Origin of the sequence: Microbacterium candidum (genome assembly GCF_030315975.1) — a bacterium.
Taxonomy (GTDB): domain Bacteria; phylum Actinomycetota; class Actinomycetes; order Actinomycetales; family Microbacteriaceae; genus Microbacterium; species Microbacterium candidum.
The window spans coordinates 428,235-450,109 of sequence record NZ_JASXSZ010000003.1; the positions used below are offsets into that span (position 1 = coordinate 428,235).

A 21,875-nucleotide genomic window follows, 5' to 3' on the forward strand; every position below is an offset into this window, starting at 1 on the left:
GGAGCTCAGAACAGCAGGCTGGAGAGCCGCCCGCGCGCACGGATGACGCGCGGGTCGGCGTCCCCGACGAGTGAGAAGAGCTCGAGCAGCCGCTCGCGCACGGGACCGCGCTCATCGGACGGGAGCTCCGCGAACAGGTCGAGGAGGCGCCCGAAGGCGTCGTCGACATGGCCGCCGGAGACGTCGAGGTCGGCCACCGCGAACTGCGCTTCGACGTCCGTCGGGTTCGCTGCGGCGGCGGCACGAGCCTCCTGCAGGTCGGCATCCTGGACACGCTGGAGCAGCCGCACCTGGCCGAGACCTGTGCGCGCATCCTCATCGCGAGGGTTCTCCGCGAGTGCCTTCTCGTACGCCGTGACCGCACGCGCGTAGTCGCCCGCCTCGATCGCGTCGAACGCCTCGGCGTGGAGCGGCGGCAGCGCCGGCTCAGCGGCGTCATCCGCCGCAGCGGGCTCCTCGCCGTCCACGGCCACCGTTCCGCTCACGCCGTTCTGGGCGGCGAGCTGGAGGAGCTGTGCCACGACCTCGCGGACCTGCTGCTCCGGCACGGCACCGGTGAACATCTGCACGGGCTGACCGGCGACGAGTGCGACGACCATCGGGATCGACTGGGCGCGGAACGCCTGCGACAGCTGCGGGTTGGCGTCGACGTCCACCTTCGCCAGGACCACGCGGCCGGCGAGCTCGGTGACGACGCGCTCGAGCACCGGGCTCAGCTGCTTGCACGGACCGCACCACTCGGCCCAGAGGTCGACGACGACGGGCACGGTGCGCGAGAGCTCGAGAACCTGCGGGAACGTCTCGTCCGTGACATCCATCACGAGAGACGGGACGGATGCCGCGCCCTGTGCCGCGCCATCCGCAGCCGGTGCCGGTGCCTGGGGACGATTGCGGAGTGCGGACAGATCGACGGCGCCGCGCATGACGGCTCCGGGTGCGATATCGCTCATTTGCTCGCTGCCTGTGCGTCGTGGAGCCCGCTGTTGTACGCGAGCAGACGGATCTTGTCGGTCGACCCCTGGCCGGGGACGTAGAAGAACAGCTGATCGCTGTAGGTCGTGGCGATGCCGGTCGACGAGGCATCGCCGGCGAGCGCCTTGACGGCGGGGGTGGTCGGCTTGATCTGCGCCCCGTCCTGGGTCGGCTTGACCGTGACCGTCTCGAACACGTTCACGGCGACGATCGCGCCGCTGGCGAGCGTCGCGAGCGCGACGGGAGGCTGGTCTCCCGCGGTCGAGGAGAACGACATCGACCCGGTCTGCGCGCCCGTCTGGTTGAACGCGTCGAGCTGCTCCTTGTGCGACTTCTCGATGGCGACGCGCAGCTTGTCGGCCTCGCTGTCGAACTCCTTCGCGAACGCGCTCTTGTCGCCGTTCGTGAGCAGGTCCGCGTAGGCGGTGGGAACGTCCTGCGGCGCCATCACGAGGAACTTCGAGTCGGGCTGGACCTGCGGGGCCCCGACCCAGGCTGCGGCGACGGCGGGCAGTTCCGCCTGCGCCTCCATGCCTGCCGAGTACGTGAGCTTGTATTCCGACCACGGATCCTGCTGCGTCATGACCATCATCGTCGGGGCGACCTTCTTGTCGGTCGGGTCGCTGACGACGGTCATGACCGTTCGCGGCCATCCGTCCTGCGCCTGCGGCAGGGTCACCGTCAACGGCGAGGTCGGGATCGCCGCAAGCGCCTTGTAGTCCGGCACCTTTCCGCGCACGGTGTAGTTCGTCACGCGCTCGGCGAGCATCGCACCGTCGAGGCGGGTGCCGGCGAGCGTGTCGTCGTTCTTCGCGTCCGCCTCGGCGACGGTCTTCGCGATGCGGTTGAGGATGCGACCGGCCTGCCCCTCGGTCACGGCGGGCGCCTGCTGGCCTGCCGGCACGATGACGGAGGCGCTCGGCGACGGCGACGCGGAGGCGGCGAACTGGGGCCACGCGTCCGCGGAGCAGCCGGTGAAGGCGAGGGCCGACACCGCGACGATCGGGATCGCGGCGAACGCGCGCCGACTCGTGAGCGAGCGCCTCGCCTGCGGCGTCGCGCTGATGACGCCCTTGTCCGCCTGGATTTCGGAGAGGTCGATCGGCTCGGTGACCGGGAGCGGAGGAAGAGCCTTGCGGCGGGGGCCGCGCGAGCGGCGGATGTGTCGGATCGCGAGGAAGTAGAGCAGGACGCCCACTGCCATGAGGATCGCGCCGCCGAGGATCAGCGGACCGGACCACGGCGTCGCGGTCTGCAGCGGCCAGGTGATCGAGATCGCACTGGGCGCGGGCTTCGTCCCGTCGGTCGCGATGAGCACGCTCGTGCCCGCCGGGAGCTTCATCGGGGCGATCAGCACGCCGTCCTGCTGGAACTCGTCGAGCCACAGGTCGGAGCCGACGGGGCTGTGCGTGGCGGGGGCCGGCGCTGCGGCATCACCGCCATCGCCTCCGTCGCCGCCGCCGCCCTGGGAGTCCGTCGGCGGCGTCACCGTCGCCGCGACCGCCGTGGAGGAGAGCTTGCCGTTCTTGCCCATCGTGATCTCGTCGTACGAGGTGTCGGCGAGCCAGGCCTTGAGGTCCGACGTGCGGGCGTACGACGCGAAGAGCTTTCCGCTCCCCTGGGCGCGCACCGTCTGCGTGCCCTCACGGGAGTTGAGGACGGCGCCGTCGATGAGCACGAACGGGGCCTTGGACGTCGCCGGCATCGTCGCGGACGTGCTGGTCGGTCCTTGGAAGACCGTGCGTTCGGCGATGCCCGCGCCGATCATCAGAGCGGCGAGGACGAAGGCCGCTACGGCCCAGACGAATCGCACGAGTAACCCTCCACAGCCTGCGCTTCGGGGCGCGCAGAGCAGTCAGTCAGACATTTCAGAGTAGCGAAGACGACCTGAATGTCGCGTGGGAGGATGCCGCTCCCGGACGCCGGGGAACCTGTCGGTATCCTGTCCAGACACATTCCGTCGCCCGGGAAGGCCGCAGTGAAGATCACCAATCCGTTCCGCATCGCCTTCGTCGCGACGCTCGGGGTCGGTCTCGGCCTGCTCCTCATCGGCAGCATCCAGACGCTGTCGACGATCCTGCTCTACATCGGCACGGCGCTGTTCCTCTCACTCGGCCTCGAGCCGATCGTGGCGTTCATCGAGCGCCGGGGCGTGCGCCGCTGGGTCGCGGTGCTGATCACGATCGTGGCGGTGCTCCTGGTCTTCGCGGGCATCGTGCTCATGATCGTGCCGATCATCGTCGGGCAGGTGTCGCAGCTGGTCACCGCCATCCAGCACCTCGTCGAGAACGGCAAGGTCGATCCGATCACCGCGATCAAGGACTGGCTGCACGCGACGTTCCCGGCGCTCAACGTCGACGAGGTCTTCCGCTACATCCAGAACTGGTACCAGTCGCTCGATGTGGGCAAGATCGGCGCGCAGGTCGGCAGCAGCATCATCACGATCGGCGGTGCGATCATCGCGGGGATGACGGGGGCGTTCATCGTCCTCATCCTGACGATCTACTTCACGGCGTCCACCCCCTCGCTGAAGGGCGCGGTCTACCAGCTCGTCCCCGCATCCAAGCGCGAACGCTTCATCGACCTCGCGGAGCAGATCACCGACTCCGTCGGCTACTACGTCATGGGCCAGGTGGCGCTCGGCGTCATCAACGGCGTCCTCAGCGCGATCTTCCTGACGATCATCGGCGCCCCCTTCCCCGCCGTGCTCGCGGTCATCGCGTTCTTCTTCTCGCTGATCCCGCTCGTCGGCACCCTGACCGGTTCGACGATCATCGTCCTCACGTGCCTCATCCCGGGGCTCGCGTCGAACCCGAACGCGTGGTGGATCGCCGCGATCTACTACATCATCTACATGCAGCTCGAGGCGTACGTGATCTCTCCGCGCATCATGAACCGCGCCGTCTCGGTCCCGGGCGCCGTCGTCGTGATCGCGGCTCTTGCGGGCGGGTCGCTCCTGGGACTCCTCGGCGCCCTCGTGGCGATCCCCGTCGCCGCCAGCGTCCTGATCATCTACCGGCAGGTCGTCATCCCGCGTCAGAACGAACGTTGACGCGCCGAGGGTCACTTCGCGAAGCGGACTGACGCACGGGCGGGTCGAGGTTGAGCGAGCGAAGCGAGTCGAAACCGCCACCTGACGCTGGACGAGCCGAAACGCGCGTCAGCTCTCGTCCCACTCCGTGGGGAGGGGCAGTGCATCGGGGTTCATCGCGGCGACGATCTCGGTGAGCACGCGGCGGGTCTGGGTCTCCCCCACCCACAGGTGCTTGCCGCCGACGACCGGGACGAGCGTGATGTTCGGGGCCACGGAGAAGCGCTCGGCGGCCTCGGGCGGCTGCAGATAGTCGTCGAACTCCGGGATCAGCGCGACGACCGGGCGCGGGTCGTCGGCCCACGCGGCGAGCTCCTCGCCCGTCGTCCGGTGAAGAGGCGGCGAGAGCAGGATCACCCCTTCGGCACCGTGGTCGCGCCCGTACTTCAGCGCGAGCTCCGTGCCGAACGACCAGCCGAGCAGCCAGGGATGCGGCAGCCCCCGCTCCGTCACGAACTCCATCGCCGCGGCCACGTCGAACGCCTCGGCCCGGCCCCCGTCGAAGACGCCCTCGCTCGTCCCGCGCGGCGACGACGTGCCGCGCGTGTTGAAGCGGAGCACCGCGATGTCGGCGAGCGCCGGCAGCCGCCCGGCCGCCTTGCGGAGGATGTGCGAGTCCATGAACCCGCCGGCCGTGGGCAGCGGATGCAGCGTCACGAGCGTCGCGACCGGCGCCCGTTCGACGGGAACGGCGAGCTCGCCAACGAGCGTCAGACCGTCGAGCGTGTGCAGCTCGATGTCCGTGCGCTCGGCGGGCAGAAGGACGGGTCCGCGGATCTCCACGTCAATACACCTTCCAGCAGTGGGAGTGCCAGTGACGGCGAGCCGCGAGATCGGCGGCGTCGCCCATGATGCCGTCCGCGCGCCAGGCCACGAGATGAGCCGTCCCCGGCTCGATGGATCGTCCGCAGCCGGGGCACGTGTACACGTTGAGCGCCTGCGCCGCGCTCATGGGCTGCACGGTCCACTCGATGCCGCGCTTGACCTCGGTGCGCTTGAATCCGGCGATCATGCGGTCCAGTGACCCGCCGTCCGACGGCTCGGGCCGACGGCGGTTGGACCGAGGCACGTCAGTACCAGCCGGTGCTCTGCGAGTGGCCCCATGCCCCGCACGGCGTGCCGTAGCGGCCGGAGATGTAGCCGAGGCCCCACTGGATCTGCGTGGCGGGGTTCGTCTGCCAGTCGGCGCCGTAGGCGCCCATCTTGCTGCCGGGAAGTGCCTGGGGGATGCCGTAGGCGCCGCTCGAGTTGTACGCGTTGACACGCCACCCGGACTCGCGGTTCCACAGGGCGACGAGACACGCGAACTGGTCGTCGCCCCATCCGCGGGCCTTCACCATGTCGTAGGCGATCGCCTGCGCGCTGCCCGGGTTCGGCACGACGAACGGCGCCTTCCACGCGGCAGCGGCCTGTGCGTTGGGGCTCGGCTTGGGCTTCGGCGGCACGTAGACCGTGTAGGTGTCGCGCTGCAGATCGGCCGCTTGGCCGGCGCCGTCCGCGGCGACGAACGTCTGCGCATCGCGGATGGTGGACGTGTAGAGGGTCACCGGGGTGACCGCGGCCTCGGCGTGCGGCGTGAACGCCGCACCGAGAGGACCGATGTATGCGGCGGCGAACCCGAGTGCCGCGATGCCGGCGAACGCCGTCGTGACCCCGCGTCGACGCGACCAGCGGGCTGTGCCGTGACGCTTCGACGCCGGCTTCGCCGGCGCAGTCGCGACACGGCGTGGCGTCGATGCGACCGTCGGAAGGGTCGGCGCAGACGTGACGGGAGCAGGCGCCTGGGCTGCGGCCGCAGCTGCCGCCGCTGCTGCGGCGTGGCGCATCATCCGCCGGGATGTTTCGGGAGTCATCTCGTTGCCGGAAGTCACAGTGTGCCCGAGTCTAGCGAGGAGAGCCTGGGCGCGCCATCCGAGGACGCGCCGTGTCGCGGATCCGCGGCACGAAGTCGCCTATGCGACGGCCAGCATCACTTCGACGACGGCGTCGAGCACCGCATCGACCTGCGTCTCGCGGTAGCCGCCCCGCTGCATCCGGAACGCGACTGATCGCACCTGCTCAGCGGAGATGGGCGTTCCCGCCGTGAAATAGGCGGAGATCTTGTCCGCGACGATGTCGACCTCGTCGATGCGGTAGCCCCAGCGGCCGAAGCCGACGCGGTCGAAACGCTGCTTCTGCGGCCGGCTCAGCCTGTCCAGGATCACCTGCGCATCCCGGCGGGTGGTGTCGAGCCACGCCGCCGCGCCGTCCACCGCGATCGCCTGATCGCGCTGGCGTGCCGCGAACGCATTCTCGATGCGCGCCAGCGCCGTGTCGACCGCCACCACCGAGTACCCGTGGCGGACCAGGGGGAAGGACACGGCACGCACGGTCGCGGCGTTGACGCCGCCGTCGCCGCCGTTCTCGAACGCCGAGCGCGCGCGGACGAGGAACGCGTCCACAGCCCGCCGCTCGTAGCCCTTCGTCCGGCCGCGCTCCAGCGGGAACAGTGCGGGGGATGTCGTGTCGTTCGAAGTCATGCGATCACCAGTGGGGAGAGGAGCAGGTACAGGGTCAGAGCGGCCGCAGCGGACGGGAGGATCGAGTCCAGGCGGTCGAGGACGCCCCCGTGGCCGGGGAGCCACGAGCTCATGTCCTTGACGCCGATGTCGCGCTTGATCATCGACTCGCCCAGGTCGCCGATCGTCGCGGTCGTGAGGATGACGGCGCCGATGATGATGCCCGCCCACCACGGCAGGTCGAGCATCAGCCAGGCCAGCAGCATCCCCGCCGCGAGAGCGCCGACAGCCGCCCCCGCGAAGCCCTCCCAGGTCTTCTTCGGGCTGATCCGAGGAGCCATGGGGTGCCGCCCGAAGGAGAGGCCCGCACCGTACGCGGCGATGTCGGCCACGACCGCGATGATGATGAAGGCGAGCACCCACCACTGGCCGCGCGGCTCACGCAGGAGGACGAGGCCGAGGCTGCCGAGGAACGGGACGTACAGGAACGCGAAGACGCCGGCGAGGGCGTCGTCCAGGACGTCGCCGTAGATGCGCCCGTCGCGGGCGGCCATCTGGCCGATGAAGCGCCACACGAGGATGAGGGCCGTGACCGCGAACACCACGACCCAGTGCACCCACGGATACCAGAAGAAGGCGGCGACGAGGACGAGCGCGCCGCCCGCGAGCTGCGGGATGACGTCGATCCTGCGGCCCGCCCCCTGCAACGCCCGCGAGAACTCGAAGACGCCCAGCAGACACGCCGCGAGAGCGATCAGCGCGAAGAGCCACGGGATGAACAGCAGGGAACCCAGGACGACGAGACCGAGGACGAGACCGATCAGGATCGCGACGATGAGATCGCGTCCCGTGCGCGCCTTGATCTTCTCGTTCGTGGCCTCGAAGTCGGCGCGGGCCTGGGCGACCTGCTGGCCGAACTCGCCACGGGCGGAGCGCAGCTGCGCCTGGAATCCGTTCTCCCCCGTCGGCACCGCGTCACGCTCAGACTCGGGCGCGGGCGACGGATCCGGCGCGGGCGCCTGCTCGGGCGCCGCTTCCGGCTCGGGCGCGGACTCCTCCGACGGAGCCGCCGGGGTCGGGGCCGTCGCCGGCACCGGGGACGCCGGCGGGGTCGCGTTCGGGCCGGTCGCGGCCTCGGCTGTCATCGACGGGTCGATCATGTCCGGGCGCCGCGGCACGTCCCGTCTGCGAAGAGGCGGCCGAGGCGCGTCTTCTTCGCCGGGAGTGCGGTCGCCGGGGGCATCGGACATCGGTGAGCCTCAGACCTCCAGGAGCTCTGCTTCTTTGCGCTTGAGCGCCTCGTCGATCGCGTCGACGTGGGCGCGCGTGACGGCGTCCAGCTCCTTCTCCGCGCGTGCCAGCTCGTCCTCGCCGTACTCGCTCTTCAGCGCGTCGAGGTCGTCCTTGGCCTTGCGGCGGATGCCGCGGACGTGCACCTTCGCGTCCTCGCCCTTGCCGCGCACGATCTTCACGAACTCCTTGCGGCGTTCGGCGGTCAGCTCCGGCAGCGTGACCCGGATGAGCGCACCGTCGTTCGTCGGGTTGGCGCCGAGATTCGGCATCGCACGGATGGCCTCTTCGATGGCCTTCAGCGCGGACTTGTCGTAAGGGTTGACGACGAGCGTGCGCGCCTCGGGGTTGTTGAGCGATGCGAGCTGAGCGAGCGGCGTCGGCGTGCCGTAGTAGTCGACCATGACCTTCTGGAACAGCTGCGGGTTCGCGCGGCCCGTGCGGACGGTCGCGAAGTCGTCCTTCGCGGCCTCCACGGCCCGGTCCATGCGGGTTGCGGTCTCAGCCAGAACGTCGGCGATCACGAGGGCTCCATTCGGTCCAGAAGTTCACATCAGTCTAGTCGGCGCGCGGAAAGCGCCCCGAGCGGCGGATGCAGCGCGCATCCGTCGTGTCGTCACGCCGTGACGAGGGTTCCGATGCTCTCGCCGAGGAGAGCCCGGGTGACATTGCCGGCCGGCTCCATGCCGAACACCCGCATGTCCATCTTGTTGTCCATGCACAGGCTGAACGCGGTCGAGTCGACGACCTTGAGTCCGCGCTGGAGCGCCTCGAGGTAGGTGATGCGGTCGATCTTCGTCGCCGATGCATCCTTCTTCGGGTCCGCCGTGTAGACGGCGTCGACGCCGTTCTTCGCGACCAGCACCTCATCGGCGTCGATCTCCAGGGCGCGCTGGGCGGCGACGGTGTCGGTCGAGAAGTACGGGAGCCCTGCCCCCGCACCGAAGATCACGACGCGGCCCTTCTCCATGTGGCGCTCCGCGCGCCGCGGGATGTAGGGCTCGGCGACCTGGGTCATCTCGATGGCGGACTGCACACGCGTGGCAGCCCCCGCCTGCTCGAGGAAGTCCTGAAGGGCGAGGGCGTTCATGACCGTCCCCAGCATGCCCATGTAGTCGGCGCGCCCACGGTCCATGCCGCGCTGGCTAAGCTCGGCGCCGCGGAAGAAGTTCCCGCCGCCCACGACGACGGAGATCTCGACGCGGTCGACGGCGGCGGCGATCTCGCGTGCGATCTGGCTGACGACGTCGGGATTGACGCCGAGCTGACCGGCGCCGAACGCCTCTCCGGACAGCTTCAGGAGGACGCGGCGGCGCCCGGTGGTCTCAGTGATCACGTGTCTTCCTCTCGTCGCGAGTCAAAATCTACATGGCGAAGGCCCGCACCGAACCGGTGCGGGCCTTCGTGCGCTGACTAGGCGCCGACCTTGAAGCGGGCGAAGTCCGTGATCGTGATCCCGGCGTCCTTCGCGACCTGGGCGACGGACAGCTTGTTGTCCTTCGCGTAGTCCTGGTCGAGCAGGGCGACCTGCTTGAAGTACGCGTTCACGCGGCCCTCGACGATCTTCGGCAGGGCGGCCTCCGGCTTGCCCTCGTTGCGCGAGATCTCGGTGACGATCTCGCGCTCCCTCTCGACGTCCGCCGCGGGGACGTCGTCGCGGGAGAGGTAGCTCGGGTTCGCGAACGAGATGTGCTGCGCGATGCTGCGAGCGGTCTCCGCGTCGTCGCCGCTGTAGGCGACGACCACGCCGACCTGCGGCGGGAGGTCCTTGCTCGTGCGGTGCAGGTACACCTGGAAGTTGTCGCCGGTCAGCGTGCGGACCCGGCGGAGCTCGACCTTCTCGCCGAGGATCGCGGCCTCGTCCGAGATGAGCTCCCCGACGGTCTGCGCGCCCGCGGGGGCGGCGAGGGCGGCCTCGGCCGAGTCGGCGGCGACCGCGGCGGCGGCGTCGGCGACCTTGTCGGCCAGCGCGATGAACTTCTCGTTCTTCGCGACGAAGTCGGTCTCGGTGTTCAGCTCGATGAGCGTGACCTTGCCGTCGCTCTCACGCGCGGCGACGAGGCCCTCGCTCGTCGAGCGGTCGGCACGCTTCGCGTTGCCCTTCGCGCCCTTGAGGCGCAGGATCTCGACGGCCTTGTCCATGTCGCCGTCGGCCTCTTCGAGGGCCTTCTTCGTGTCGACCATGCCCGTGCCGAGCTGCTCACGGAGAGCCTTGATGTCGGCGATGGTGAAGTTTGCCATGGGTGGCGGCTCCTTGTATCTGTCAGTACTCGTGGATGTCGCGGCGGAGCCGTCCTGAGACGACTCCGCCGCGACTGAAGACGGCTCTTACGCCTCGGTGCTCTCGGCCTCTTCGGCCAGCTCCTCGGCGACGATCTCCTCGGCGACGGCCTCCTCGGCCAGCTCCTCCGCGATCTCGTCCGCGACGACGGCCTCGACGGCCAGCTCCTCGGCGGCGGCCTCGTCACCCGCGGCCTCGGCGATGACCGCCTCGACAGCCAGCTCCTCGGCGATCTCCTCGACCGCGATGGCCTCGGCGGCGAGCTCGACGGCGTCGGCCTCAGCGGCGGCGGCACCCTGCTCGAGCAGCTCGCGCTCCCAGTCGGCGAGCGGCTCGGCGTCCTCGGCCTCAGCCGACGGCTGGTGGCGCTGGATGAGGCCCTCGGCGGCGGCGTCCGCGATGATGCGCGTCAGCAGGGAGACCGAGCGGATCGCGTCGTCGTTGCCGGGGATCGGGTACTGGAACTCGTCCGGGTCGGCGTTGGTGTCGAGGATGCCGATCACCGGGATGCCGAGCTTCTTGGCCTCGTCGATGGCGAGGTGCTCGCGCTTGGCGTCGACGACCCACAGAGCCGACGGGGTCTTCTGCAGGTTGCGGATGCCGCCGAGCGACTTGTGCAGCTTGTCGAGCTCACGACGCTTGAGCAGGAGCTCCTTCTTGGTGAAGCCGCTCGCGGCCGGGTCCTCGAAGTCGAGCTCCTCGAGCTCCTTCATACGGGCGAGGCGCTTGGAGACGGTGCTGAAGTTGGTCAGCAGACCGCCGAGCCAGCGCTGGTTGACGTAGGGCTGGCCGACGCGGGTCGCCTGCTCGGCAAGGACCTCCTGCGCCTGCTTCTTGGTGCCCACGAAGAGGATGGTGCCGCCGTGTGCGACGGTCTCCTTCACGAACTCGTACGCCTTGTCGATGTAGGCGAGCGACTGCTGAAGGTCGATGATGTGGATGCCGCTGCGCTCCGTGAGGATGAAGCGCTTGACCTTCGGGTTCCACCGGCGGGTCTGGTGTCCGAAGTGGACGCCGCTGTCGAGCAGCTGGCGAATGGTGACGACGGCCATGGCCGTTCTCCTGTTCCGGCGCCGTGCGGCGCCCTGTTCGGTTCTTCGCGACGATCGGCGATCGTCACGCCTGGTGCCCGGCACACACCCACCCGCAGAATTACTGCAGGACCGTTGGGTGTGGGATGCCGCCCGTGCGAGTTCGCCTCGGACTGTGGGCACGCGGAGTCACCCCGACGAGCGGAGTGCATCGGAAAGTCTATCAGCCACAGGGCGAGATCACGTCTCCTCCCCCGCGACGTCCATCGATGCGTCATCCACGGTTCCGGAGCACCCCCGTCCCGCACGCACGACCCGCAGGGCACGATCGACGGATGACTCGCCTCCTCGGCCGGGCGGCCGCATCCGTCGCGCTCCTCATCGCGCTCGTGCTCGCACCATCCTCCGCCGCGGGCGCGGACCTGACGGGCCGAGGCTGGGTCTGGCCGCTGCGCGGGCTCCGCATCGTCGAAGCGTACGTCGCTCCCGTGGACGACTACGCGCCGGGCCACCGCGGCATCGACCTCGCGCCCGTCGGGGAAGCCGGCGTGCGGAGTCCCGCGGAGGGGGTCGTGGCATTCTCCGGCGACGTCGCGGGGCGCGGCATCCTCACGATCGATCATGGCGACGGACTCGTCACGACTCTCGAGCCGATCCGATCGGAACTGCGTCCGGGCGACGTCGTCCCACGGGGCGCTGAGGTCGGCTCGATCGCCGTCGGAGGCCACGCCGCGCCGGGGACCGTGCACTTCGGGGTGCGACTCGACGGGCGATACATCAACCCGCTGCTCCTGCTCGGTGGAGTGCCGCGGGCGGTGCTCCTGCCGTGCTGCGACTGAGACAACGCTCCTGACTCGGTCTGGCGTCACTCTCGCGCGAACCGGCGCGTGCGAGCCCGGCGCGCTCGATCACCGCGCCGCCCGGACGTCGGATGCCTCAGGCTCGCGGATGGGCGAGACGGTAGGCGGCCGCCAGACGCTCGCTCGAGACGTGGGTGTAGATCTGGGTCGTGCCGAGGCTCGCGTGACCGAGCATCTCCTGGACCGAGCGCAGGTCCGCTCCCCCGTCCAGCAGATGTGTCGCCGCCGAATGGCGCAGCGTGTGCGGCCCGACGGCCGCGGACCCGACGACCGGACCGACGACGCGGGTGACGACGTCGTACACGGCCCGCGGTGCCATGCGCGCGCCGCGGACGCCGAGGAACACGGCGCGTCCGGGCGCGGTCGAGTGCCGGCGCGCGGCTGTCGCCGAAGACACAGACGCGGCCGCGGCCGCAGCCGTGGCGTGTCTTCCGGCCGTCGTACCGGCAGTGGTGGCCTGTCGTCCCTCTGCCGCGCCGACAGCCGCGTTCTCGCGTCCCGGCCCCCCGGCGGCCTGGGGAGACCCGCTCGCATCTGCCCGCGCGGCGAGCGCGGGCCGGCCGCGCACGAGATAGGCGTCGAGAGCGCGGAGCGCGGGCGTGCCGAACGGCACGACGCGCTCTTTGGAGCCCTTTCCGAGCACGCGGGCGGTCGCGCGGTCGCGATCGAGATCCTCGAGGTCGAGCCCGCACAGTTCGGAGACGCGCACGCCGGTCGCGTAGAGGAGCTCGATGATCGCGTGATCGCGGAGGGCGACCGCATCCCCGCTCGAGGCCGCCGCCGCCAGCGCGTCGAGCGCGCCGGCCAGTCCGTCCGCCGATGCGACCTTCGGGAGCGGACGACTCCGCTTGGGAGCGACGAGGCGCAGCGACGGGTCGGTCTCGACGAGCTCGCTTTCGAGCGCCCACGCGAAGAAGCCCCGCGCCGACGCCGTACGCCGGGCGATCGACGAGCGCGCCTCCCCGGCCTGCGTGCGCTCCCACAGCCACGTGCGCAGGTGCTCGAGATCGATCTCTGCGACGGGGACGTGCCCGATGGACGCGGCGAGCCCGGTCAGGTCGGACCGGTACGCCCGCACCGTGGCGGGCGACAGGCGCCGCACGTCCGCGAGATGCGCCGCGTAGGCGTCGGCCGCGTCGTCCAGTTCCATGCGTCCATCCTGCGACGTGGTCCGTCGTCGCCGTCACGGGCGCGCCGGAACGGGCTCGCCCGGACGCGCTCTTGCGGCCCGCGTCGAGAGCGGCACACGCCGGCCGGCCCACGCCTCGCGCCTGCTGGCCCCCGCCTCCGCGCTGCGCCGTGCCCACGCGTCACACGCGTGATCACCGAGCCGTCGCAAGCCTCCTCCAGCCATGTCCGTCCTGTTCGACCTCTCCGTCGAGGCGCATGAGCCCGAGATGAAGCTGCACATCCGCGACCGCCATTCCGCTGCGGCGTGCGACTTCGTCGACGGTGCGTGCGCTCCGCAGGCTCAGCGCATCGCCGACCCGCGTGCGATCGTCCGTCCGCGGTCGGACGTCGGCTTCGGGCGTTTCCGGGCCGGCCGTTGAACGCATCGCGGACATGGTGAACATTCCGCCGCCGGAGATCAGCTCGATCACCTCGTCGGCCGAGGTCACGCACCGCACCTCTCGTGCGGTGTCGCGCAGCAGTCGGTGGCAACCCGCGGACGCGGGGCTCGTGACGGGGCCGGGCACCACTCCGACAGGGCGGCCGAGATCCGATGCGTGATTCGCCGTGTTCAGCGCGCCACTGCGCCACCCCGCCTCCACGACGACCGTGGCGTCCGACATCGCGGCGATGAGCCGGTTCCGGGCGAGGAAGCGCCACTTCGTCGGCGACCCGCCGCACGGGACTTCGCTGACGACGGCGCCTGTGCGCGCGATGGCGTCGATGAGCTCCAGGTGACCGGCCGGGTACGGGCGATCGACGCCGCCCGCCATCAGCGCCACGGTGAGTCCCGCGGCATCGAGCGCCGCGCGGTGCGCCGCGGCGTCGATCCCGTAGGCGGCTCCGGAGACGACCCCGAGCCCTCGCTGAGCCAGATCCGACGACAGCTCCCTGGCGACGTGCTCCCCGTATCCGGTCGCTGCCCGCGCACCGACCAGCGCGATCGACGCGTGGAGTCGCGTCAGGGTCGCGGGATCCCCCCGCACCCAGAGGCACAGCGGTGCGTGCGGTCCGAGGTCGTCGAGCCCGCGCGGCCAGCACGTCTCGCCCGGCAGGATCAGACGGACTCCGCTCGCCGCCGCGCGGTGCAGCGGCAGGTCGAGCTCGTCCTGGACGAGCCGCGGGCGCCAGCGCGCCACCGCGTCGGACCACTCCTTCGGGCTCACGCCCGCGGCATCCTGCCCGTTCTCCTCGGCCAGCACGAGACCCAGCGCATCGACGGCTCCCCTCGCCTGGACGAGCGCGCCGGCGACCCGGTCGCCGCCTTCTGCGAGGCCGCTCCAGACCGCGGCTGCATAGACGACGTCGGGATCGACGTCGTCGCCGGGCATCAGTGGCGCGACCAGGGCCCGCCCGTGCGCGGCGGAGTACGTGAACCGAGTCATGTGCGGATGCCCTTCTTGAGGTAGAGCGCCCGACCGATGTCGTCGAGCGCGAGCCGATCGCGACCCGCCAGGGTGGCGCACGCCCACGCGATCCGCAGGACGCGGTCGTAACTGCGCAGCGTGAGAGTGCCCCGCGCGAGGGCGTTGTCGAGCGGCCTGCGGACCGCGGGCTCCGGGGCGAACGGCCCCTGCCGCAGCCATGACCCCTTGATCTGGGACGTCGTCCGCCAATCGGTGTCGCGCAGGATCCAAGCGGCCCGGTCGCGCGCTTCGATGACGCGTTCCCGCGCCGCCGCCGTCGTCGTGACCGACCCCGAGCTCATGTGCGCGACGGAGACGCGGGTCATCGCGAGCTCGATGTCGACCCGATCGAGGAGAGGCCCGGACAGCTTGCTCTGGTAGCGACGGATCGCATAGGGGGCGCACGTGCAGGAGCCGCCGCGCACCCCGTAGTCGCCGCACGGGCACGGATTAGTCGCGAGGACGAGTTGAAACCGCGCGGGGAATTCCGCAGTCTGCCCCGAGCGGTGGATCTCGATGTACCCGTTCTCCAGCGGCTGGCGCAGGGCATCGAGTGCGCTTCCCGGGAACTCCCCCGCCTCGTCGAGGAAGAGCACGCCCTCCGTCGCGCGCGCGATCGCGCCGGGGCGGATGATGCGCGACCCTCCCCCGATCAACGCGGCGACGCTCGCAGTGTGGTGCGGGGCCTCGAAGGGAGGCAGGTGCGAAAGCGATGTGATCGGGTCGCCCGACAGCGATCGGACGGAGGCGACGGCGAGCGCCGCGTCGCGGTCGAGCGGGGGGAGGATGCCGGGAAGGCGGCGGGCGAGCATGGTCTTCCCCGCACCCGGAGGGCCGCTCATCATGATGTGATGCCCGCCGGCCGCCGCCACGAGCAGCGCGTCGACCGCCTCGCCCTGGCCGATGACCTCGGAGAGGTCGAGGTGCTCGCCGCGCTCCTCGGGCACGGGAGCTTCGGGCGGGATCGCGGCGACCTCGGGGACGTCGACCTCTGCTCCGTGAAGCCGCGCCACCTCGGCGAGCGTCGCCGCGCCGGTGACGCGCATGTCCTCGACGAGCTCGGCTTCCCGGCGGTTCGCCTCCGGGACCACGACCCGGGTGAAGCCCCGCCGATGCGCGGCGATCACGGCGGGAAGGACGCCCGGCACAGGGCGCAACCGCCCGTCGAGACCGAGCTCGCCCAGATGGACGGTCGTCGCGACGGACGCCGCATCCATCCCGCCCTCCGTCGCGAGCGACGCGATCGCGATCGCCAGGTCGAATCCGGCGCCCTGCTTGGGAAGGCCGGCCGGCGAGAGGTTGACGGTCAGGCGTCTTCGCGGCAGCGGCAGCTCGCTGTTGTCGCATGCGTTGTGCACGCGCTGGACGGCTTCGCCGAGAGCCTTGTCGGGCAGCCCGATGATGCGGAACTCGGGCGTCTGCTTCGACAGATCGGCCTCGACCTCGACCATCGTGCCTTCGAGCCCGGTCAGCGCCACCGACCAGGTGCGCGCGACGGTCACCGCAGGTCTTCCAGGTGCACGAGCCGTGCTGTGGCCGGGTCGGGCCCGGTGATCGCGATCGCATCCAGGCGCAGCTCCCCGGCGTCGGGATGCGAGCTGCGCCACGCCGCGGCGAGACCCCACAGCCGTGCACGCTTGCGGGCGTCGATCGCCTCCAGCGGATCGCCGAAGAGGTCGCCGCTCCGTGTCTTCACCTCGACGACGGCGATGACGCCGCCGCGCTCGGCGACGATGTCGATCTCACCGCCGCGGGTGCGCCAGTTTCGGTCGAGGATGCGGTAGCCCGCCGCTCGCAGATGGTCGGCTGCGCGGTCCTCGCCCGCGCGACCCAGGTCGTCCTTCGCTGCCATGCCCGACATGCTGGCAAGGCGGGACAGGCGCCGACGGCCGAATCCGGGCGCTGTCAGCAATCCGCCGAAATCGGCGGCACAGCCGGACCTGGGGAGGAGACGTCAGCTGTCGAGCGACAGCTCTTCGGGCAGGTGGAAGTCGCGCCGCGACAGCTCCTCGACGTTGACGTCCTTGAACGTCAGCACGCGCACGGACTTCACGAAGCGGTCGGCGCGGTAGATGTCCCACACCCACACATCGGTCATCGAGATCTCGAAGTAGAAGTCGTGCTCCGTGTCGCGACGGACGACGTTGACCTCGTTCGCGAGGTAGAAGCGGCGCTCGGTCTCGATCACGTACTGGAACTGCGAGACGAGGTCCCGGTACTCCTTGTACAGAGCGAGCTCGAGTTCACGGTCGTAGTCGTCGAATTCCTCGTCCATGGTCTGTCCATCCTACGGCGACGGACAGCGCGCCGAGCGCTCAGAAGAGCGTCGGGGCATCTGCGATCGCCCACGAGCGCCGATGGTGGACGCTCAGGCCGTGCACGCGGATCGCCTCGCGGTGCTCGGGACTCGCATAGCCCTTGTTGCGAGCCCACTCGTACACGGGCGCCTGGTCGTGCAGGTCGCGCATGAGGTCGTCCCGCGCGACCTTCGCGATGACGGATGCCGCGGCCGCGCTCGCGCAGTCGCGGTCGGCCTTGATCACCGACCGGACGGTGAGTCCCGTCGCCCCGGCCGCGGTGATGTAGTCGTAGTTGCCGTCGAGGATCACGATGCCCTCCTCGGGCACCACTCCCGCGGCGCGCAGCTCGGCGATCGCCCGGATCGCCGCGTTGCCGAGGGCGCGCATGATGCCCACCTCGTCGATCTCGGCAGCGCTCGCCCAGCCGACGGCGCTCGCGCCGACCCAGGCGGCGGCCCTCGCCGCGACCTCCGGACGGCGCAGCTCCGACACGAGCTTCGAGTCGCGCAGGCCCTGCGGGACGCGCTTGCGCGCGCGCGCCGCATCCACGGCCACCGCGCCCACAGCGACCGGGCCCGCCAGCGCGCCCCGGCCGACCTCGTCGCACGCGACGACGAGCGCGTGCTCGCGCAGGAGCTTGCGCTCCAGGGTCAGCCGCGGCTCGACGACGGTCATGGCGATGGCGTCTTGCTCGGCGCCGGCACCGACGCGAAGACCTCGTGGTGGAAGTCGATCAGCCCGAACCTGTTGAACGGCCACGTGATGACGAAGGCGCGTCCGACGACGTTGTCGAGCGGCACGAAGCCCTTGCCCGGCTCCGCCATGTGGTAGCGGGAATCCTGCGAGCGGTCACGGTTGTCGCCGAGCACCCACAGCGAGTTCGCCGGGACGACGACGTCGAACGGCACGGGCGTCGGCACGCTCTTGCCCGGCTGGACTTTGACGTACGACGTCTCGTCGATGGGCGTGCCGTTCACGGTGATCTGGCCGACGGCGTTGCAGCAGACGACGTGGTCGCCCGCGACGCCGATCACGCGCTTGATCAGATGGTCGTCGCTGTCCGGCGCGGACAGGCCCACGAGCGACAGCAGCCAGTCCCCCGCCTCGACGACGAACGGGCGTGCGGGCGCCGTGCTCGGCGGAAGCCAGCCGCCCGGATCGCGGAAGACGACGACGTCGCCCTTCTGGTACGGCGAGAAGCGCGGGGTGATCTCGTCGACCAGGATGCGGTCCTGCACCTGCAGCGTGTCCTCCATCGACGCGGACGGGATGTAGAACGACCGCACGAGGAAGGTCTTCACCACGAGCGACACGAGGATCGCCACGGCCACGATCACGACGATGTCGCGCAGGAGTGAGACCCATCCGCGTCGGCGCGAAGCTGTGGAGGTGGAGCCCGTGGCGGGGTGTGCGGCCGACCCGGCGGAGTTCTCGGTCGTCATGGCATCCTTCGCGCGCGTTCGACCGCGTCCTGCGATCGGGTCCCTCAAGGGTCGCACATCCTCCGGCCCGGAACGCACCGAGGATCGCCGCATCCATCTGCGAAACCACCCAGAAACGACGAACGCCCCGGCATCGCCGGGGCGTTCGTCTGGGAGGCGGACTCAGTTGTCGCGCTTCTCCTTGATCTTGGCCTTCTTGCCGCGCAGGTTGCGGAGGTAGTACAGCTTCGCGCGACGCACGTCACCGCGGGTGACGACCTCGATGTGGTCGATCACCGGGGAGTGCACCGGGAAGGTGCGCTCGACGCCCACCTGGAAGCTGATCTTGCGGACGGTGAAGGTCTCGCGCACGCCGTCGCCCGAGCGGCCGATGACGACGCCCTGGAAGACCTGGATACGGGAGCGGTTGCCCTCCGTGATGTTGACGTGCACCTTCACCGTGTCGCCGGGGGCGAACTCGGGAATGTCGGAGCGGAGCGAGGCCGCGTCGACGGCGTCGAGGATCTGCATGATCTTCACTTCCTGCAGCCGCCACAGGTCGACTGCGAGATGTCGTTGGGAAAAGGATGTCGGTGCCCCGGACCGCCGGCAAGGCCAGACGGCGTGATTCCCCTGAGGCAGAACCTTTCAGGGCACAAACATCCATTCTGCCATGGATGACGCGTGCGGCAAAAACGTCAGGGAGCCGACGGCGGCTTCGCCTCGGTGATGACGATCACCTCGGGATCGGCGACGGTTGCCGTGGGCGACGACGTCGGCTGCTCCGCGGGGATGTAGCCCACTCCGGTCGACGTGTAGCGCACGATGGCCGTCGGCTTCGCCTCCCGCCACAGCTCCCACAGCACGAGCCACAGGAGCCCGACGAAGACGAACACCGTGAGGATGAAGACCGGCGCCCACCACGTCGTGTTGTAGAAGCCGAGCGAGATCGTCAGGCAGTGCCAGATCGTGAAGCCCGCGACATCCCACCAGGACACGGCGCGCTGCGCCCGCACCGTCCCCCGCGCACGCACGAGCAGAGCGAGGATCATCTGGCCGATGAAGACCGACGGGATCGCGAGGAACAGGACCCACACGAAGGCCCAGCCGCCCCGGCTGAAGATGAGCCACGCGACGAACAGCCACAGCGGCAGGATGAAGGCCGACGGGAAGAGCCACCCGAAGAAACCACGCCGCAGCCACATGCCTCCGATGGTACGCCGGAGGCTCACGCTCCGGAGCCCTCCGGGCGCCGCGCGGGGCATCCTCACAGCGATCGCACGCCGTATCCGCGAGAATGGATCGGAACGGAAGGAACCCGATGATCGAGTTGCGCACCCCCGCCGAGATCGAGCAGATGCGACCCGCCGGCCGCTTCGTCGCCGAGACGCTGGCGACCCTGCGGGATGAGACGAAGGTGGGCACGAACCTCCTCGCGATCGACCGTCGCGCGCACGACCTCATCCGCCGTGCGGGCGCGGAGTCCTGCTATATCGACTACCACCCGTCGTTCGGCGCGAGCCCGTTCGGCAAGGTCATCTGCACATCGATCAACGACGCGGTCCTGCATGGCCTCCCCCACGACTACGCGTTGCGCGACGGAGACCTCGTCTCACTCGACTTCGCGGTCTCGGTGGACGGCTGGGTCGCCGATTCAGCCGTCTCCTTCATCGTCGGCACGCCGCGGGACGAGGACCTCCGGCTCATCGAGACGACTGAACGGGCGCTGGATGCGGCGATCGCCGCGGCGACCGTCGGCAACCGCATCGGCGACATCTCCGCGGCGATCGCCGCGGTCGCGCACGGCGAGGGCTACTCGATCAACACCGACTTCGGCGGCCACGGCGTCGGCCGCGTGATGCACGGCGATCCTCATGTCGCGAACGACGGCAAAACCGGGCGCGGGTATCCCCTGCGCGACGGACTCGTCCTCGCCCTGGAGCCGTGGTTCCTCGCGACGACGGACGAGCTCGTGACCGACCCGGACGGCTGGACCCTCCGCAGCGTCGACGGCTCGCGGGGCGCGCACTCCGAGCACACCGTCGCCATGACGGCGGACGGACCGATCGTCCTGACCGACCGCTCCTACCTCGGCGTCCGCTGAGGCGGGCCGGGCTCAGGTGCCGGCGAGCCCGCCGACCACGTGCACGCGCACGTTGTTCGTCGATCCCGTCGTCCCGGGCGGCGCCCCCGCGATCACGACCACGTGGTCGCCGTCCTGGGCGTGCCCCGTCGACCGCAGGAGGTCGTCGAGCTCGCGGATGAGCCCGTCGGTCGTCTCAGCGAGCGGAACAACGTAGGGCTGAACGCCCCACACGAGCGCGAGTTGCGACTGCGTGCTCGTGAGATCCGTGAGGCCGATGATCGGCGTCCCATGCCGCAGTCTCGAGAGCCGGCGGACGGAGTCGCCGGAATGCGAGAACACGCAGAGGTACGAGGCATCCACGAACTCCGCGATCTCCAGCGCCGCGAGCGTGAGCGCGCCCCCCTGCGTGTGCGGTCTCGTGCCGAGAGGCGGAATGCGGTCGAGCCCGTGGTCCTCCGTGGAGGCGATGATGCGGGCCATCGTCTCGACCGTCGCGACCGGATGGGCGCCGACGCTCGTCTCTCCGGAGAGCATGACGGCATCCGCTCCGTCGATGACGGCGTTCGCGACATCCGAGGTCTCCGCGCGCGTGGGCACGGGGTGCTCGATCATCGACTCGAGCATCTGCGTCGCGACGATGACCGGCTTCGCCCATCGGCGCGCGAGTTCGATCGCGTGCTTCTGCACGATGGGAACGGACTCGAGGGCGAGCTCGACGCCGAGGTCGCCGCGGGCGACCATCACGCCGTCGAACGCGTCGATGATCTCCTGCAGCCGATCGACCGCTTCGGGTCGTTCGATCTTGGCGATCACCGGGATCTGGCGCCCCTCCTCGGCCATGACCACCTGTACGCGCAGGACGTCCTTCGGACTGCGCACGAAGGACAGCGCGATGAGGTCGACCCCGAGTGCGAGCGCCCAGCGGACGTCGGACTCGTCTTTCGCGGTCAGGGCCGGCGCGCTCACCGCGACGCCCGGGAGATTGATCCCCTTGTGGTCGGAGACCGTGCCGCCGACCACGACCACCGTGTGCACGCGGACGCCGTCCGTCTCGATCACCCGCAGCCGCACACGTCCGTCGTCGATGAGGATCGTGTCGCCCGGGGCGACGTCCGCAGCGAGGCCTGCATACGTCGTGCTCGCGATCTCGCGCGTCCCGGGGACGTCCTCGGTCGTGATGGTGAAGTCGTCGCCGGGCGCGAGCGGCTGAGCGCCGTCGGCGAAGGCGCCGAGCCTGATCTTCGGTCCCTGCAGATCGGCGAGGATGCCGACGGGGCGACCAGCGGCGGCGGCCGCGCGCCGCACGGACGCGTACGCGGCTTCGTGGGTCGCGCGATCGCCGTGACTGAGGTTCAGCCGGAAGACATCGACGCCGGCGCCGATGAGCGCATCGATCGTCCCGTCGTCCTCCGTAGCCGGTCCGAGAGTCGCCACGATCTTCGCTCGCCGCATGCGGACAGTCTGCCCCC

24 protein-coding genes are annotated in these 21,875 nt (G+C 70.3%); 3 read left to right on the plus strand and 21 right to left on the minus strand.

Annotation, left to right across the window (positions count from 1 at the left end; translation table 11 throughout):
• Positions 1-5: 5 nt before the first annotated feature.
• Together QSV35_RS11455 and QSV35_RS11460 are read right to left on the minus strand one after the other, a co-directional pair.
• The gene (locus QSV35_RS11455; protein WP_286288881.1) at positions 6-950 is read right to left on the minus strand and encodes a tetratricopeptide repeat protein; all 945 of its coding nucleotides are present in this window, start codon (positions 948-950) and stop codon (positions 6-8) included.
• Positions 947-2,785: a DUF8094 domain-containing protein gene (locus QSV35_RS11460; protein WP_286288882.1), complete on the minus strand. Its 1,839-nt coding sequence runs from the start codon at positions 2,783-2,785 to the stop codon at positions 947-949. Before QSV35_RS11460 ends, QSV35_RS11455 begins: the two co-directional genes overlap by 4 nt.
• A 165-nt stretch (positions 2,786-2,950) precedes the next feature.
• Here QSV35_RS11460 and QSV35_RS11465 point away from each other — a divergent pair, with 165 nt between their 5' ends.
• On the plus strand, positions 2,951-4,024 hold the full coding sequence (locus QSV35_RS11465; RefSeq protein WP_286288883.1) for an AI-2E family transporter: 1,074 nt from the start codon (positions 2,951-2,953) through the stop codon (positions 4,022-4,024).
• A gap of 108 nt (positions 4,025-4,132) precedes the next feature.
• Here QSV35_RS11465 and QSV35_RS11470 read toward each other — a convergent pair whose 3' ends face one another.
• The 9 genes from QSV35_RS11470 to rpsB all read right to left on the minus strand — a co-directional run bounded on the left by QSV35_RS11470 (position 4,133) and on the right by rpsB (position 11,184).
• The gene (locus QSV35_RS11470; protein ID WP_286288884.1) at positions 4,133-4,846 is read right to left on the minus strand and encodes an alpha/beta hydrolase; all 714 of its coding nucleotides are present in this window, start codon (positions 4,844-4,846) and stop codon (positions 4,133-4,135) included.
• 1 nt (position 4,847) lies between these two features.
• Positions 4,848-5,132: a hypothetical protein gene (locus QSV35_RS11475; protein WP_286288885.1), complete on the minus strand. Its 285-nt coding sequence runs from the start codon at positions 5,130-5,132 to the stop codon at positions 4,848-4,850.
• Position 5,133: 1 nt separating this feature from the next.
• Positions 5,134-5,892 carry an aggregation-promoting factor C-terminal-like domain-containing protein gene (locus tag QSV35_RS11480; RefSeq protein WP_286288886.1) on the minus strand — a complete coding sequence of 253 codons (759 nt, stop codon included), beginning with the start codon at positions 5,890-5,892 and terminating at the stop codon, positions 5,134-5,136.
• A gap of 123 nt (positions 5,893-6,015) precedes the next feature.
• Entirely contained in the window at positions 6,016-6,582 is a 567-nt protein-coding gene (locus tag QSV35_RS11485; RefSeq protein ID WP_286288887.1) for a DivIVA domain-containing protein, read from the minus strand.
• Positions 6,579-7,811 carry a phosphatidate cytidylyltransferase gene (locus QSV35_RS11490; RefSeq protein ID WP_286288888.1) on the minus strand — a complete coding sequence of 411 codons (1,233 nt, stop codon included), beginning with the start codon at positions 7,809-7,811 and terminating at the stop codon, positions 6,579-6,581. Before QSV35_RS11490 ends, QSV35_RS11485 begins: the two co-directional genes overlap by 4 nt.
• A gap of 9 nt (positions 7,812-7,820) precedes the next feature.
• Positions 7,821-8,375 carry a ribosome recycling factor gene (frr, locus tag QSV35_RS11495; RefSeq protein WP_286288889.1) on the minus strand — a complete coding sequence of 185 codons (555 nt, stop codon included), beginning with the start codon at positions 8,373-8,375 and terminating at the stop codon, positions 7,821-7,823.
• A gap of 92 nt (positions 8,376-8,467) precedes the next feature.
• Positions 8,468-9,187: a UMP kinase gene (gene pyrH, locus QSV35_RS11500; protein WP_286288890.1), complete on the minus strand. Its 720-nt coding sequence runs from the start codon at positions 9,185-9,187 to the stop codon at positions 8,468-8,470.
• Between the two features lie 77 nt (positions 9,188-9,264).
• Positions 9,265-10,092: a translation elongation factor Ts gene (gene tsf / locus QSV35_RS11505; RefSeq protein ID WP_286288891.1), complete on the minus strand. Its 828-nt coding sequence runs from the start codon at positions 10,090-10,092 to the stop codon at positions 9,265-9,267.
• An 87-nt stretch (positions 10,093-10,179) separates the two neighbouring features.
• A complete protein-coding gene (gene rpsB, locus QSV35_RS11510; protein WP_286288892.1) occupies positions 10,180-11,184 on the minus strand; it encodes a 30S ribosomal protein S2 in 1,005 nt (334 codons plus the stop codon).
• Positions 11,185-11,498: 314 nt separating this feature from the next.
• Here rpsB and QSV35_RS11515 point away from each other — a divergent pair, with 314 nt between their 5' ends.
• Complete coding sequence (locus tag QSV35_RS11515; RefSeq protein WP_286288893.1) at positions 11,499-12,002, plus strand: murein hydrolase activator EnvC family protein; 504 nt, start codon at positions 11,499-11,501, stop codon at positions 12,000-12,002.
• A 97-nt stretch (positions 12,003-12,099) separates the two neighbouring features.
• Here the strand turns inward: QSV35_RS11515 and QSV35_RS11520 are convergent, their stop codons facing one another.
• The 9 genes from QSV35_RS11520 to QSV35_RS11560 all read right to left on the minus strand — a co-directional run bounded on the left by QSV35_RS11520 (position 12,100) and on the right by QSV35_RS11560 (position 19,525).
• The gene (locus QSV35_RS11520) at positions 12,100-13,173 is read right to left on the minus strand and encodes a tyrosine-type recombinase/integrase (RefSeq protein WP_286288894.1); all 1,074 of its coding nucleotides are present in this window, start codon (positions 13,171-13,173) and stop codon (positions 12,100-12,102) included.
• 172 nt (positions 13,174-13,345) lie between these two features.
• Positions 13,346-14,578 carry a DNA-processing protein DprA gene (gene dprA / locus QSV35_RS11525; protein ID WP_286288895.1) on the minus strand — a complete coding sequence of 411 codons (1,233 nt, stop codon included), beginning with the start codon at positions 14,576-14,578 and terminating at the stop codon, positions 13,346-13,348.
• The gene (locus QSV35_RS11530; protein ID WP_286288896.1) at positions 14,575-16,101 is read right to left on the minus strand and encodes a YifB family Mg chelatase-like AAA ATPase; all 1,527 of its coding nucleotides are present in this window, start codon (positions 16,099-16,101) and stop codon (positions 14,575-14,577) included. Before QSV35_RS11530 ends, dprA begins: the two co-directional genes overlap by 4 nt.
• Positions 16,098-16,451 carry a YraN family protein gene (locus QSV35_RS11535; RefSeq protein WP_286288897.1) on the minus strand — a complete coding sequence of 118 codons (354 nt, stop codon included), beginning with the start codon at positions 16,449-16,451 and terminating at the stop codon, positions 16,098-16,100. Before QSV35_RS11535 ends, QSV35_RS11530 begins: the two co-directional genes overlap by 4 nt.
• Before the next feature lie 102 nt (positions 16,452-16,553).
• Positions 16,554-16,874: a DUF2469 family protein gene (locus QSV35_RS11540; protein WP_286288898.1), complete on the minus strand. Its 321-nt coding sequence runs from the start codon at positions 16,872-16,874 to the stop codon at positions 16,554-16,556.
• A 40-nt stretch (positions 16,875-16,914) separates the two neighbouring features.
• Complete coding sequence (locus tag QSV35_RS11545) at positions 16,915-17,574, minus strand: ribonuclease HII (RefSeq protein ID WP_286288899.1); 660 nt, start codon at positions 17,572-17,574, stop codon at positions 16,915-16,917.
• The gene (gene lepB, locus QSV35_RS11550) at positions 17,571-18,341 is read right to left on the minus strand and encodes a signal peptidase I (protein WP_286288900.1); all 771 of its coding nucleotides are present in this window, start codon (positions 18,339-18,341) and stop codon (positions 17,571-17,573) included. Before lepB ends, QSV35_RS11545 begins: the two co-directional genes overlap by 4 nt.
• 162 nt (positions 18,342-18,503) lie before the next feature.
• Entirely contained in the window at positions 18,504-18,851 is a 348-nt protein-coding gene (gene rplS, locus QSV35_RS11555) for a 50S ribosomal protein L19 (RefSeq protein ID WP_286289106.1), read from the minus strand.
• Between the two features lie 167 nt (positions 18,852-19,018).
• Positions 19,019-19,525, minus strand: a complete 507-nt coding sequence (locus QSV35_RS11560) for an MFS transporter permease (protein ID WP_286288901.1) — start codon at positions 19,523-19,525, stop codon at positions 19,019-19,021.
• A gap of 116 nt (positions 19,526-19,641) precedes the next feature.
• On the opposite strand from QSV35_RS11560, the gene map reads away from it, so the two are divergent.
• Positions 19,642-20,424, plus strand: coding sequence for a type I methionyl aminopeptidase (gene map / locus QSV35_RS11565; protein WP_286288902.1), 783 nt, complete (start codon positions 19,642-19,644; stop codon positions 20,422-20,424).
• Positions 20,425-20,436: 12 nt separating this feature from the next.
• Here the strand turns inward: map and pyk are convergent, their stop codons facing one another.
• Entirely contained in the window at positions 20,437-21,858 is a 1,422-nt protein-coding gene (pyk, locus tag QSV35_RS11570; protein WP_286288903.1) for a pyruvate kinase, read from the minus strand.
• Positions 21,859-21,875: the final 17 nt, after the last annotated feature.

Coding starts and splice junctions, on each gene's coding strand:
- QSV35_RS11455 (WP_286288881.1), bottom strand. CDS start 950: ATGAGCGATATCGCACCCGGAGCCGTCATGCGCGGCGCCGTCGATCTG.
- QSV35_RS11480 (WP_286288886.1), bottom strand. CDS start 5,892: ATGATGCGCCACGCCGCAGCAGCGGCGGCAGCTGCGGCCGCAGCCCAG.
- QSV35_RS11485 (WP_286288887.1), bottom strand. CDS start 6,582: ATGACTTCGAACGACACGACATCCCCCGCACTGTTCCCGCTGGAGCGC.
- QSV35_RS11490 (WP_286288888.1), bottom strand. CDS start 7,811: ATGTCCGATGCCCCCGGCGACCGCACTCCCGGCGAAGAAGACGCGCCT.
- tsf (WP_286288891.1), bottom strand. CDS start 10,092: ATGGCAAACTTCACCATCGCCGACATCAAGGCTCTCCGTGAGCAGCTC.
- rpsB (WP_286288892.1), bottom strand. CDS start 11,184: ATGGCCGTCGTCACCATTCGCCAGCTGCTCGACAGCGGCGTCCACTTC.
- QSV35_RS11515 (WP_286288893.1), top strand. CDS start 11,499: ATGACTCGCCTCCTCGGCCGGGCGGCCGCATCCGTCGCGCTCCTCATC.
- QSV35_RS11520 (WP_286288894.1), bottom strand. CDS start 13,173: ATGGAACTGGACGACGCGGCCGACGCCTACGCGGCGCATCTCGCGGAC.
- dprA (WP_286288895.1), bottom strand. CDS start 14,578: ATGACTCGGTTCACGTACTCCGCCGCGCACGGGCGGGCCCTGGTCGCG.
- QSV35_RS11535 (WP_286288897.1), bottom strand. CDS start 16,451: ATGGCAGCGAAGGACGACCTGGGTCGCGCGGGCGAGGACCGCGCAGCC.
- QSV35_RS11540 (WP_286288898.1), bottom strand. CDS start 16,874: ATGGACGAGGAATTCGACGACTACGACCGTGAACTCGAGCTCGCTCTG.
- QSV35_RS11545 (WP_286288899.1), bottom strand. CDS start 17,574: ATGACCGTCGTCGAGCCGCGGCTGACCCTGGAGCGCAAGCTCCTGCGC.
- lepB (WP_286288900.1), bottom strand. CDS start 18,341: ATGACGACCGAGAACTCCGCCGGGTCGGCCGCACACCCCGCCACGGGC.
- rplS (WP_286289106.1), bottom strand. CDS start 18,851: ATGCAGATCCTCGACGCCGTCGACGCGGCCTCGCTCCGCTCCGACATT.
- QSV35_RS11560 (WP_286288901.1), bottom strand. CDS start 19,525: ATGTGGCTGCGGCGTGGTTTCTTCGGGTGGCTCTTCCCGTCGGCCTTC.
- map (WP_286288902.1), top strand. CDS start 19,642: ATGATCGAGTTGCGCACCCCCGCCGAGATCGAGCAGATGCGACCCGCC.
- pyk (WP_286288903.1), bottom strand. CDS start 21,858: ATGCGGCGAGCGAAGATCGTGGCGACTCTCGGACCGGCTACGGAGGAC.